The organism is Paenibacillus jiangxiensis, from assembly GCF_046098255.1.
GTDB lineage: Bacteria > Bacillota > Bacilli > Paenibacillales > Paenibacillaceae > Paenibacillus > Paenibacillus jiagnxiensis.
Genome location: NZ_JBJURI010000029.1, coordinates 1 through 12870, shown reverse-complemented (window position 1 = coordinate 12870; position 12870 = coordinate 1). Strand labels below are relative to the sequence as shown.

Genomic DNA, 12870 nt, shown 5'->3' with positions numbered 1-12870 from the left:
TGCCCCCTTTTTCGCTTCCCAGGTTAACGGGTAATCCCCGCTACGGCGCTAACCGCTTCCTTCAGGTTGATGCTGCCTGTATACAGCGCCTTGCCAACGATCGCCCCGCCGATGCCTTCCTGCGCATGGGCGGACAGCTTCAGCAGATCATCCATCACACTCACTCCGCCAGAAGCGATTACCGTGCGTCCACTTGCCTGGGCGAGAGCAAGAATCGCCTCTACATTTGGCCCCTGCATCATGCCATCCCGCGATATATCCGTGAAGATGAACGTCTCCGCCCCTTTGGCTGCAAGCTCACGCGCGAGATCTTCTGCCTTTACCTCCGACGTTTCCAGCCAGCCTCTTGTCGCCACATAACCGTTCCGGGCGTCCAGCCCAATGGCAACCCGGTCTCCGTAGGTCCCGAGTACCTCTTCCGTAAACGCGCGGTCTTCAATGGCGGCTGTGCCGAGAATAACGCGGCTTACCCCAAGGGACAGCAGGCGTTCCACATCGTTGCGTGTGCGCAGGCCGCCTCCAACTTGAACCGGGACATTGACAGCCGATGCAATTTGGCCTATCAGCGTATCGTTCACAGGATGCCCGGCCTTGGCGCCATCGAGGTCCACCAGGTGGATGAACGTGCCTCCAAGCCGCTCCCACTCTTGTGCGACCTCAAGCGGGTTATCGTTATAAACCGTTTCACGGTTATAGTCTCCCTGAATCAGACGTACACACTTGCCGTCCCGAATATCAATGGCAGGATAGATCGTAAACATGGACTGCCTCCTTAAATATGCTGAAATTAGCTTTACTATGAGTTCCGCCCTTCCGGTTTTCGCGCCGCTCCCGTCAATGCAAGGAAGTTGCCGAGCAGCTTCATGCCAAGCTTACCGCTCTTTTCCGGATGAAACTGCATGCCGAATACCGATTCCCGGCCGACAATCGCCGTAACCGGACCGCCATAATCCGTTACGGCCAGCAGATCGGAGGCTTGCTCCGTCTTGGCGTGATAAGAGTGCACAAAATAGACATGCCCCTCTTCCAGTCCAGCGAACAGCGGGTGATCCTCCTGCGAGAAGTAAAGCCGGTTCCAGCCCATATGCGGCACCTTCAAGCCCGAAGCGGACGGGAAGCGTACGACCGTTCCGGGCAAAATATCAAGCCCTTCGTGCTCCCCATATTCCTCCCCGCTGGTGAACAGCAGCTGCATCCCGAGACATACGCCAAGCAGCGGCTGCCCAGCGGCCGCCGCTTCCTTGACGACGCGATCCAGATCGCTGCGGCGCAGGTGCTCCATTGCATCTCCGAAGGCGCCTACCCCCGGCAGGATGACGCCGTCGGCGGTCCGGATTGCGGCTTCGTCACCCGTGACAACGGCCTCATAACCGAGACGCCCCACCGCCTTGCTGACACTGTGCAGGTTGCCCCTGCCGTAATCCACAATCGCAATGGCCATGGATTACAGCACTCCTTTCGTGGATGGAACTCCCGTCACACGCGGATCGATGCTGGTCGCCTCGTCAAGCGCACGGCCCAGCGCTTTGAACACCGCTTCAATCATATGGTGAGTGTTCTGGCCGTAATGCACGATGACATGCAGCGTCATCCGCCCCTCCAGCGCGAGCTTCCACAAAAATTCGTGCACAAGCTCAGTAGAAAAGCTGCCCACCTGCTGGGAAGGATACTGTGCCCGGTATTCGAAGTGCGGGCGGTTGCTCAAATCGATCACTACCTGTGCGAGCGCTTCGTCCATAGGCACAAACACGCTGGCATAACGTTTGATCCCTTTTTTATCACCAAGGGCCTGCAGCAGCGTTTGCCCCAGACAGATTCCGATGTCCTCTACCGTGTGATGATCATCGATCTCGATATCGCCCTTGGCGTCCACCTTAAGGTCGAACTGACCATGCTTGGTGAACAGGTCGAGCATATGGTTCAGAAAAGGTACATCCGTCTCAATCTCCGACTTCCCTGTTCCGTCCACTGTAAATGCCAGCTTGATATCCGTTTCGTTCGTTCTACGGCTTACCTCCGCCGACCGCACCTGCCCGTTGCCGATATTCTCCATCCCTTATCCCGCCTCTCCTTCGTTTTGCAGCCGAATCCCGATCGCCCGGGCATGCCCTTCCAAGCCTTCATGACGGGCCAGCTCCATAATCGCCGCGCCATTCTTGAACAAGGCCTCTTTGCTGTAATAAATCATGCTGGATTTCTTGATAAAATCGTCCACGTCCACGGGCGAGGAGAATCTCGCTGTCCCGTTCGTCGGAATAATATGATTAGGCCCCGCAAAATAATCGCCTACCGGCTCCGAGCTGTATGTGCCAAGAAAAATGGCGCCCGCATTTTCAATCAGTCCGGCATACGCCATCGGATTCTCCACCATAATCTCCAGATGCTCCGGAGCAAGGCGGTTTACGACCTCAATGCCCTCCTGCAGCGTATCGGTCACGATAATCGCCCCATACTGTTCAATGGAGGCGGAGGCAATTGCCCGGCGCGGCAGCTCGGCGAGCTGCTTCCGCACCTCAGCGGCTACTGCTTCCGCCAGCCGTTGCGATGGGGTGACGAGAATGGCTGAAGCCATTTCGTCATGCTCCGCCTGAGAGAGCAGATCCGCCGCCACATAAGCCGCATTGGCCGTGTCATCTGCGAGCACGACAATTTCGCTCGGGCCTGCAATGCTGTCGATATCGACGGCTCCGTATACCTCTCGCTTGGCCAGCGCCACGTAAATATTGCCTGGACCGCATATTTTATCGACCGGCTTGATGCTCTCCGTTCCGTACGCCAATGCCGCAATGGCTTGAGCGCCGCCAACGCGGTACGCCTCCGTCACCCCTGCTTCTGCAGCGGCAACCAGTGTATACGGATCAATCCCGGCCTTGCCGCCGGTTGCGGGCGGAGTGACCATCACGATCTCCGGAACACCGGCAACCTGTGCAGGGATGACATTCATCAGCACCGAGGAGGGATAGGCCGCTTTGCCGCCAGGGACATATACGCCGACCCGCTTCAGCGGGCGGATGACCTGTCCCAGCAGGCTTCCGTCCGGCTGCAGATCCATCCAGGAATTGCGTTTCTGCTTCATATGAAATGCACGGATATTAGCCGCCGCGGCGCGTATTGCCTCAAGGAAGGATGGCTCCACCTGGCTGTAAGCCGCCTGCAGCTCATCCGGGGTTATGCGCAAATCCTGTGGCGATAGCGTCACCCGGTCAAAAGCTTCCGTGTAACGCAGTAGAGCAGTGTCACCCTCGGCGCGCAGGCCGTGAATAATATCTTTAACGGCCTGATTCTGCTCAGGAGTTCCGTAATCCACCTCCCGCTGCAGTTTGAAATCACGGGCAGATACGATCTTCATGCTCTGTTCCCTCCCTGCGGCTGCACGGCTCTGCCCGGAATGACCTGCTGCAGCCGGTCACATAGCTCCTGGATCGCCGTATTTTTCATCCGGTAGCTGACCCGGTTTGCAATCAGCCTGCTTGTAATATCCAAAATGCTGGTCTGCTCGATCAATCCGTTTTCCCGCAGCGTCTGCCCTGTCTCCACCATGTCGACGATACGATCGGCAAGCCCGATCAGCGGAGCCAGCTCAATGGAGCCGTTCAGCTTGATGACCTCCACCTGCTGGCCCTGCTCCCTGAAATACTGGGACGCCACACGCGGATACTTGGTCGCCACACGCTGGCGAATGCCCGGCTGCCAATCCGGCAGTCCGATCACGGACATGCGGCAGCGGGCAATTTCAAGATCCAGCAGCTCATATACGTCCTTGTTTTCTTCCAGCAGCACATCCTTGCCTACGATGCCGATATCCGCCGCTCCGTATTCCACGTAGGTCGGAACATCAACGGGTTTGGCCATAATAAACTCCATGCCCAGCTCCGGCAAGGGAATGACCAGCTTGCGCGTGTCATCCACGTCCGGCGGGATGGGTACACCTGCTTCGCGCAGCAATCGGGATGCCTGTTTATATATTCGCCCTTTGGGCATCGCCACCTTCAGCGTATCCGTCATGACGGAACCTCCTTCTCCTGTTACCGCAGGCCGGGAGCCGACGCGTCCGACTTGCAGGTGTAAATTTCTTCGTACAATTGCTCGTCTGCAGAAGGCTCCCCGCCCCCGATCAGCCGGGTAACAACAATATTTCCTGCCGAACGAAGCTGTGCTGCCTTTTCAAAGGCTTCCTTGCGTCCGTATTCGTCGTATCTGATCAATATTGGGAGCTGCACCGGCGTTTGAATGCCCTCTATGCCATCCACAATCCGGTTCGTCTTCAGCGAGAAGCCTGTGGCGGGAACGTCGCGTCCAAACTGCTGAAGCAGCTTGTCGTAGCGGCCTCCGCTACATACAGGCGAACCGATCTCGCCCGCATAACCTTCAAAAGTCATGCCTGTATAATAGGAGAAATCCCCGATCATCGTCAGATCGATCAGGACATGCTCAGCCACCCCATACGCCTCCAGCACCTCCCACACCTTGCATAGGTGGGAAATCGAGGACAGGGCTCCCGGTTCTGTGCTAAGCGCCTCCGCCTGCTCACAGATTTCCTTGCCGCCGCGCAGACGCAAAATCGACTCCAGCTTGCTCAGGTGATCTTGTGCAATATCCAGCCTGCCAATAGCCGTCCGGTAGCCGACCACATCCCGCTTGAGCAGCAGCCCCTTCAGCTCCTCCTGCTCATCCGTGCGGCCTGGGATAACCTCCTCAAACAATCCGTTCAGAAATCCGACATGTCCCATCGCAATCTTGAAGGAGCTTACACCTGCGGCCTGCAGCGAGGCAATTGCCAGGGCGACAACCTCGGCATCCGCTTCGGGTGAATCGTCTCCGACAAGCTCAAGACCTGTCTGAAAAAATTCCGCCTCTCTGCCCGCCTCTTCCTCGATAGCACGAAACACGTTGGCATGATAGGACAATCTGAGCGGAAGCGGCTCTTCCTTCAATAAAGAAGCTACAACCCTTGCAATCGGTGCGGTCATATCACTGCGAAGCACAAGAGTAGTGCCCCGGTTATTCAACAGTTTGAAAAGCTTCTGATCCGAGGTGGAACTGGCCACCCCAACCGTATCGTAATATTCCATCGAGGGGGTCATAATCTGACGGTATCCCCAGCGTTCCATACATTCCAGTACGTTGCGTTCAATGGCACGCAGCTTGCTGACCGCACGCGGCAGATAATCCCTGACGCCAGCCGGCTTTTCAAACCCTTTCGGTTTAGACATATATCATTCACCCCGATAGTCTGATTATTATCACATTCTTTACTATGTTAAAGTGCTAACAAACTAAAGTATACTTGGTATATTACCATGGCTTCCTGACACCCGTCAAACTTAAGGTTTTTTGAATTGTTGATTTAATGTGCCTTACAAAAAAGGCTGCTCGGGTATAGGATTACCCGAACAGCCAATTGCCGAACCTGATCTGCTACATATCTGCTTTATGAGCCTGACCCGTAACCTGTCTCTCTTTGAATTTCCCAGCAGCCGCATAGGACTTCGGCACACTTCCCAGAAACAGCTGCGCAAACGGAACATACCTGAAACAGAATGCGACGATGAACCAGGTTATGAACAGCGCCGCCAGCAGCCCGCCCCAAACCCAGACCACGTATGTGAAGGAATCGACGGGGATATAGTAGCGAAAACGGCGATATACAGACAAAATCAGCGGATGAACAAGATAAATCGCAAAAGCAGCTTCCCCCAAACGGATCAGGAAAGTGACCACACCCGGCGCCGCTTGATCGTACAGGCGGAAGGCCGCCTGCAGCAGCACCAGCGACGACAGCATCGTATGCACGTTCCAAAGCAGCTCATACCATAATGAATTGACCCAAATGCCTTCATGCCGGCCGTAGTACCACAGTGTCACATGAATCAGCGATACGATCAGCCAGTAGCCCCATAAGAGAAGGGTCCATCTTTTATGGTCGGCAGACATCTGCCTCCATGAAGCCTTCAGCCAGCCCTTGAATTTATCAAAATACAGAGCAACATAGGCCCCCATCATATAATAAGCCAGATACGATATAGCATAACTTCCCTTGTTCGGAATCTGCCATTCATACTTGTTCAGGAAAATGAAAATCCACTGCAGCGCGAGCCCAATCGGTATCGCCCAGCGTACCGCAAAACGTGAGGACTGCATCAGCTTCAGCATAAATGGAAACAGGATGTAGAATTGAACGCTTATAAATACAAAATATAAATGAGTGTACGCCGAGCCCGTCACCAGCTTGCGCACGAAGCTGGACAGATGCTCCATTACCGGCTGTGCGAACAAGTCGCTGGTTTGCAGAGATAAGATAAAGTACCCGATAGAAATAACCACATAGGGCAGTAAAATATACCCCAGCCTCTTCCCGTAAAAACGCTTTACCAGTTCACGATTAATCGGTCTGTCGTAATAGTTGTAGAACAGCACAAAGCTGCTTAGAAAAATAAATGATGGCGTTCCATACTTGAAAAAGATATTTGCAAAATTCAATATGAAATAATAAGGCGAATCCAGTGCCTGAACTCCGGCCGCGTATGATGTGGCATGCACATGAAGAACACCAAGGATCGCAATAGCCCGGAAAATATCGAGCTGTGGCAGCCTCTCCTTCTGCCCAACCGCCATCGCCACTCCCCCTTTGCAGTTAAATGACCTTTTAACGATACCGGATTATGTGGCTCATTTCAACGCTTTCTGCCTGTTCCTGCGATTTCCCGAAATATGTCTATAACGCGCAAAAGCCCGAAACCTCAAGGGTTTCGGGCAATCTGTGCAGCAAATTCGTATGGTAAAAATAGTTATTTAGTCCCGCCCAGTTCCCGCAGGGGATTGCCGCCGACAAAAGCGCCGGGAGGAACGTTCTTGTGAACCACCGAGCCTGCGGCGACCACCGCTCCGTCCCCAATGGTCACACCGGGTAATATCGTCGTATTCGCCCCAATCAGCACCTCATCCCCGATGATCACCTGGCCAAGCCGGTATTCCTTGATCAGATATTCATGGGCGAGAATGGTCGTATTGTAGCCAATGACCGTATTGCGGCCGATTGAGATTTTTTCCGGAAAAAACACGTCAACCATGACCATCAATCCAAAAGCGGTATGCTCCCCTACCTTCATGCCAAGCAAACGGCGATAAATCCAGTTTTTCAGGGGCAGTACCGGGCAATAGCGGGCCATTTGGATACAAATGAAATTTTTGACACCCTTCCATGGATTGACAGTTTTATAGATCTGCCATAAAGCATTTTGACCCTCTACAGGGTATCGCTCTACGTTTCTCACTTTGCTTCCGTACCATGAGCGACCAGGTCCAGCAGGTCTGTCATATCCTTGAGCATAAAATCCGGGTTGTAGCCGCGCAGCGTCTCCTCGCCTTTAAGAGACCACGCTACTCCGGCGGATTGAACCCCGGCTGCCTGGGCCGCCAGAATATCGAATGAACTGTCCCCTACCATCAAGGTATGAGCAGGGTCCGCGTTCAGCTCTTGTATCGCCTTCAATACAGGCTCGGCATGCGGCTTCGGATGCTCTACATCATCCACCGTTATAATGCTGTCCATGTAAGAAATCAAATCGAACATTTCCAGTACACGAATCGTGTTAGGTCTTATTTTGGTGGTTACCACACCCAGCTTAATACCCTGCTCATGCAAAGTTTTAACAACTTCAAGGACATTCGGGAAGGCCTTGACCATATGATCATGATGAAGCATACTGTATGCCCGATAATCACCTACCAGCCCGGTGACATCCGCCAGGCCCGTAAAGGCCTGAAACTGGTTCTCCATCGTTCCGCCCATATGCGGAATAATCAATTCCCTGGTCAGCGGCTGAAGCGTTTTCCCTTTCAAAACATGGAGAAATGAAGTGATGATCAGCTCATTCGTATCAATTATTGTACCGTCCAAATCAAACAAAATGGTATTGATCATAACTACTCCTTCTTACGCTGGTCTGCGATCGGAATTTCAGATTGATCAAGCGAGTTCTCCGGATGTACCGCACGCTCCTCGTGAAGCTTAGACTGTTCTCCTTCTACTGTATCCGGTACCTGATCTGCCGTAGCTTTGCTGGATACAATCGGATCGCTGTACCGTTCTTGTGCCCTTCCCGATGTGCGCCGCACGATGATAAATATAACTGCAGCTACAATCAGCCCAACTGCCAGCAGCTGGGAGATACGCACATTTCCGTAGGCCGGGTCCAGGTACCCTGGCTCAAAACCGAACCAAACCATTGGAGACCACAGGCCATTAATGAATGAAACAAGCCATTCCGGTCCCTGGAAGGCCAGACTGTCCGTTCTCAGCCTTTCTATAAAGAAACGGCCAATCGAGTACCAGATGAAATAGGAAGCAAACAGTTCGCCCGCACGGAGGAAAGGCCGTCTGCGCAGAATAAGCAGCACTATAACGCCCGCCAAACTCCACAAGGACTCATATAAAAAGGTCGGGTGATGATAAACACCATTCACATTCATCTGGTTAACAATGAAGTCAGGAAGGTTGAACTGCGAACGCAGGAAGGATTCATCGACAGGTCCGCCGTAGGCTTCCTGGTTCACGAAGTTCCCCCAACGGCCAATCATTTGCCCGACCAGAAGACCCGGTGCGCAAATATCAGCAATGCGCCAGAAATTATAGCCTTTATAGCGGAAATAAAAGATCCCGCAGATGATAGCGCCAATCAGAGCGCCGTAGATCGCTATACCGCCATTCCATATTTTGAATACATCCCAAAGGTTGTTTCGGTAATCCTCCCACTTGAAGGCAACATAATAAATCCGGGCTCCAATAATCGCAGACGGTACCCCGAGCAAGAGCATATCCATAAAAAATTCCTGCGGTATTCCGTACCGTTTACCCTCACGGATCGCCACCACCATTCCGGCAAGGGCTGCCAATCCGAGAATGATTCCGTACCAGTGTACCCGCAGAGGCCCGAGCGTAAACGCAATCGGGTCAATCAGCAATGTTGCCATATTGTTCGATCACTCCTTGTTTAGCCCTATACGCTTTTAGTCCATATCATCCATATCTTCGGAAATGGTAGCCGTCAGCTTGTTCGTAAACTGCAGTGCCGCATTGTAACCCATCTGTTTCAGGCGGTAGTTCATGGCCGCCACTTCAATAATAACCGCAAGGTTCCGTCCCGGCCGAACCGGAATGGTTACGAGTGGAACATCGGTATCAATGATGCGCGTGGTTTCCTCATCAAGTCCCAGACGGTCGTATTGTTTATCCTGCTGCCATGCTTCCAGCCGTACAACCAGCGTAATTCTCTTGTTGTTGCGGATGGCGCCGGCGCCGAACAGGGTCATGACGTTAATGATGCCTACTCCCCGGATTTCAAGCAGATGCCGGATCAGCTCCGGCGCAGTGCCATGCAGCTGAAAATCGGAGGTTTGCCGGATTTCCACGGCATCATCCGCAACCAGACGGTGGCCGCGTTTGACCAGCTCCAGGGCGGTTTCACTCTTGCCGATACCGCTGCCACCGGTAATGAGCATGCCTACACCGTATACATCACAGAGCACGCCATGAATGGTGGCGGTTGGTGCGAGCTTGCGCTCCAGGAAGCCTGTGATACGGCTGGATAAAATCGTGGTGGCCATGCTGCTGCGCAGTACGGGAATATTCCGCTCCGCGCTAATATCGATCAGCTCCTGCGGCACTTCAAGCCCGCGGGTGATCACAATACAGGGGGTCTGCTCCGTGCATAACCGGTCCATCCGGTCCCGCCGGTCTTCTACCGGCAGCATGGATACGAAGGCAAGCTCGGTTCTGCCCAGCAGCTGAACCCGTTCCTGCGGGTGATATTCGAAGTAGCCGGCCATCTCCAGCCCAGGCCGGTTCAGGTCATCTACGGTAATGGCTCTGCGGAGCCCATGCTCCCCGGATATAACCTCCAGGTGAAATTGCTGTACAAGCTCGGATACTTTAACCTTTTTTGCCATTGTCTTGTTTTCTTCCTTTCAGCCTCGTCCTCATCCGTTGTGTCCGTACGAAAAACTGTCCATGTTTAACATTATGCGTATCCCCATCGTAAAGGAATTTGTAACTGATTGCAATGCTCTGACCGTTGTCGTAACAGTCCCAGACATACCAAAAACCGCCTGTCCCGGGAGACAGACGGTTGCTTTATTTCGTTTGCGGATTAGTTTGCAGATTAATCTGTAATCAGAACATTCAATTCAGATTCTTTATCGAAGATATGAACTTTGTTCATATCAATCGCCATTTTGGTTGGTACGCCTTCACGTGTATTGGAGCGTCCGTCAACACGGGCAATGATGGTGTCACCGCCAGCCCCGCTCAGATAGAGCAGCATTTCGTGACCCAGATTTTCGGTGACATCCACGTTGGATGCAAAGATGGTTTTCGGCGAAGCTTCCATGAATACCGGCTCTTCGTGGATATCCTCAGGACGAACACCCAGAATCACTTCTTTACCGATATAACCTTTGCTCTTCAGCAATTGTGCTTTACCCTCAGGCACAAGCAGATCAATATTAGAAGCTGTAAAGTACGTGCCGCCGTCTTTTTCACTCAGCTTACCGTTAATGAAGTTCATCGTAGGAGAACCGATAAAGCCTGCCACAAAAAGGTTCACCGGGCGGTTGTACAGCTCATCCGGGGATGCAGCCTGTTGGATCACGCCGTCCTTCATAACAACGATCCGGTCGCCCATCGTCATGGCCTCAACCTGGTCATGCGTTACGTAAATAACGGTAGTTTCAAGGCGTTTAGCCAGCTTGGTAATCTCCGCACGCATCTGGCCGCGCAGCTTCGCATCCAGGTTGGACAGCGGTTCATCCATCAAGAATACTTGCGGGTCACGTACAATCGCGCGTCCCAAGGCTACACGCTGACGCTGACCACCGGACAATGCTTTCGGTTTGCGGTCAAGCAAATGCTCGATATCCAAAATTTTTGCTGCTTCCCGTACACGTTTGTCGATTTCATCCTTCTTCACCTTACGGAGCTTCAGACCAAAAGCCATGTTTTGGTATACGTTCATATGCGGGTAGAGAGCGTAGGATTGGAATACCATTGCGATGTCGCGGTCTTTTGGAGCTACGTCGTTCACTACACGGTCACCGATATACAACTTGCCGTCGGAGATTTCCTCCAGACCTGCAATCATACGAAGTGTTGTAGATTTACCACAGCCGGACGGACCTACTAATACCAGAAACTCTTTATCCTGAATGTCCAGATTAACATCGATAACCGTCGGTTTCTCAGCACCCGGATACTTTTTGAAAATATGCTCTAAACGTACACCTGCCATGACTTTTGCCTCCCTGAATCAAATTATGAAATCGAATACATTTCCTAATGTTATATTACCCGAGGCTGCTCTGGATGGCTATTCACAAACTGCACAAAAAAATTATTTGCTTTTTGTTACTTTGTACAATAACAAGATTAAACGCACCAGCACCGCATCATTGAACGTCCGGACATCCAGTCCGGTCTCCTGCTTGATTTTATCCAGCCGATAGATCAGTGTATTTCGGTGAATGTACAGCCTCTTGGCCGTTTCGCTTACGTTGCAGTCCAATTGAAAAAAGGTGTCCAGCGTGCTTAAAGTCTCTGCATCCCCGAACAGACCTGAATTAATCCCGTCCTGTTGGATAAAGCTTTGTCTTTGCTCGTCCGGAATACTGTAGAGTAGCCTCTCCAATCTTAGCTCCCAAGGGAGATGAATATGCTCGGACACATGGAACAGCTTGCCCAGATGCAGTGTCTCCCGCAGCAAGGATAAAGCTCCCGGAAGACCTTCCGCCGGCAGTAACGGCCTGTTCACGGATATATGGAATACACCGCCCCATTCATTCGCGATCAGTTCATACAGCCCCAGTGCAAATGCGGTCAGCACCTCTTCAACAGGCTCGGAAGGATCTTTATCCCGCTCGTCCTCTCCCCCAAGCACCGAGTTCTCGCTGGCCAGAATGAACCATTCCTTCGGCTCCAATGGAACGAGCAGCACATCTCCTTCCAAATAACTATCCAACAGCTTGTTCAATTGAGAGTACGAGGCTTGCAAGCTGTCTCCCTGAAGCAGGAGGGGGACCATTCGTTTGGCCAAATCAACCGACAGGTTTAAATCGGCTGGGGGCAGCCCGCTCTCTCCTGTATTTTGCAGCAGCAGCCAGCGCCCGAACTGCCTCATTCTGTCCTCTTCACTCAGCTTGTTTTTATGGGACTCTACAGACCCTGGCTGTACACCGGCCAATAACGCTGCAATTAATTGCCGTTCTCTGGGCGTAATCTGATGTTCACTTACTGTAAAAGCTATCGTATCTTCCGATCCATCATAATATGGGAAATATACAAGCTCATCAAATGTAAAAGATAATAAGTTGCTATCCGATTTGTCATTATTCATGAAGCCCGACAACTCCGGCTCCAAGCTATCCGTTAAGGAGACAATGCCAAAGGAAGTGCCCAAGATTTGCTGGAGCTGCTGCTGAATCGACTCGGCAGATCTCACATCATCACCGCTCTTCAGATTATTTATGCAGGCTGAAAACTTCACCCAATTTATTATGCCTAAATAGACTAACTATTCAAATATATCTGCATATGCAAAAAAAGCCATCAACCTTAGTTGATGACTTTCGGATGAGCCATGAAGGACTCGAACCTTCGACACCCTGATTAAAAGTCAGGTGCTCTACCAACTGAGCTAATGGCTCTTAAAGACTGGTGGAGGCTGATGGATTCGAACCACCGAACTCGTAAGAGAACAGATTTACAGTCTGCTGCGTTTGGCCACTTCGCTAAGCCTCCGTATAAAGTGGCTCGGGACGGAATCGAACCGCCGACACGAGGATTTTCAGTCCTCTGCTCTACCGACTGAGCTACCGAGC

At 52.2% G+C, this 12870-nt stretch carries 13 protein-coding genes and 3 tRNA genes; all 16 read right to left on the bottom strand.

Annotated features, from left to right (window positions below):
* Nucleotides 1-23: 23 nt before the first annotated feature.
* A complete protein-coding gene (hisA, locus tag ACI1P2_RS23990) occupies nucleotides 24-761 on the bottom strand; it encodes a 1-(5-phosphoribosyl)-5-[(5-phosphoribosylamino)methylideneamino]imidazole-4-carboxamide isomerase (protein ID WP_355323825.1) in 738 nt (245 codons plus the stop codon).
* 35 nt (nucleotides 762-796) lie between these two features.
* Nucleotides 797-1441 (bottom strand): imidazole glycerol phosphate synthase subunit HisH, encoded by a 645-nt coding sequence (hisH, locus tag ACI1P2_RS23985; protein ID WP_355323822.1) that lies wholly within the window; start codon nucleotides 1439-1441, stop codon nucleotides 797-799.
* 3 nt (nucleotides 1442-1444) lie between these two features.
* The gene (hisB, locus tag ACI1P2_RS23980; protein WP_355323819.1) at nucleotides 1445-2053 is read right to left on the bottom strand and encodes an imidazoleglycerol-phosphate dehydratase HisB; all 609 of its coding nucleotides are present in this window, start codon (nucleotides 2051-2053) and stop codon (nucleotides 1445-1447) included.
* 3 nt (nucleotides 2054-2056) lie between these two features.
* Entirely contained in the window at nucleotides 2057-3349 is a 1293-nt protein-coding gene (gene hisD / locus ACI1P2_RS23975) for a histidinol dehydrogenase (protein WP_355323816.1), read from the bottom strand.
* A complete protein-coding gene (gene hisG / locus ACI1P2_RS23970) occupies nucleotides 3346-4005 on the bottom strand; it encodes an ATP phosphoribosyltransferase (protein ID WP_355323813.1) in 660 nt (219 codons plus the stop codon). The genes hisD and hisG overlap by 4 nt, the downstream gene beginning before the upstream one ends.
* Before the next feature lie 20 nt (nucleotides 4006-4025).
* Nucleotides 4026-5213, bottom strand: a complete 1188-nt coding sequence (locus ACI1P2_RS23965; RefSeq protein ID WP_355323810.1) for an ATP phosphoribosyltransferase regulatory subunit — start codon at nucleotides 5211-5213, stop codon at nucleotides 4026-4028.
* A gap of 205 nt (nucleotides 5214-5418) precedes the next feature.
* Complete coding sequence (locus tag ACI1P2_RS23960; RefSeq protein ID WP_355323807.1) at nucleotides 5419-6615, bottom strand: acyltransferase; 1197 nt, start codon at nucleotides 6613-6615, stop codon at nucleotides 5419-5421.
* Between the two features lie 173 nt (nucleotides 6616-6788).
* On the bottom strand, nucleotides 6789-7274 hold the full coding sequence (locus ACI1P2_RS23955; protein ID WP_355323804.1) for an acyltransferase: 486 nt from the start codon (nucleotides 7272-7274) through the stop codon (nucleotides 6789-6791).
* On the bottom strand, nucleotides 7271-7924 hold the full coding sequence (gene ppaX / locus ACI1P2_RS23950) for a pyrophosphatase PpaX (RefSeq protein WP_355323801.1): 654 nt from the start codon (nucleotides 7922-7924) through the stop codon (nucleotides 7271-7273). Before ppaX ends, ACI1P2_RS23955 begins: the two co-directional genes overlap by 4 nt.
* A 2-nt stretch (nucleotides 7925-7926) precedes the next feature.
* Complete coding sequence (lgt, locus tag ACI1P2_RS23945) at nucleotides 7927-8973, bottom strand: prolipoprotein diacylglyceryl transferase (RefSeq protein ID WP_355323798.1); 1047 nt, start codon at nucleotides 8971-8973, stop codon at nucleotides 7927-7929.
* A 36-nt stretch (nucleotides 8974-9009) separates the two neighbouring features.
* Nucleotides 9010-9948 (bottom strand): HPr(Ser) kinase/phosphatase, encoded by a 939-nt coding sequence (gene hprK, locus ACI1P2_RS23940; protein ID WP_355323795.1) that lies wholly within the window; start codon nucleotides 9946-9948, stop codon nucleotides 9010-9012.
* A gap of 212 nt (nucleotides 9949-10160) precedes the next feature.
* Nucleotides 10161-11285, bottom strand: a complete 1125-nt coding sequence (locus tag ACI1P2_RS23935) for an ABC transporter ATP-binding protein (RefSeq protein WP_355323792.1) — start codon at nucleotides 11283-11285, stop codon at nucleotides 10161-10163.
* A gap of 102 nt (nucleotides 11286-11387) precedes the next feature.
* Nucleotides 11388-12491, bottom strand: coding sequence for a PucR family transcriptional regulator (locus ACI1P2_RS23930; RefSeq protein WP_355323789.1), 1104 nt, complete (start codon nucleotides 12489-12491; stop codon nucleotides 11388-11390).
* Nucleotides 12492-12623: 132 nt separating this feature from the next.
* Nucleotides 12624-12696, bottom strand: a tRNA-Lys gene (locus tag ACI1P2_RS23925).
* Between the two features lie 8 nt (nucleotides 12697-12704).
* A tRNA-Tyr gene (locus ACI1P2_RS23920) sits at nucleotides 12705-12790 on the bottom strand.
* Between the two features lie 8 nt (nucleotides 12791-12798).
* Nucleotides 12799-12870: transfer RNA gene (locus ACI1P2_RS23915), tRNA-Phe, on the bottom strand.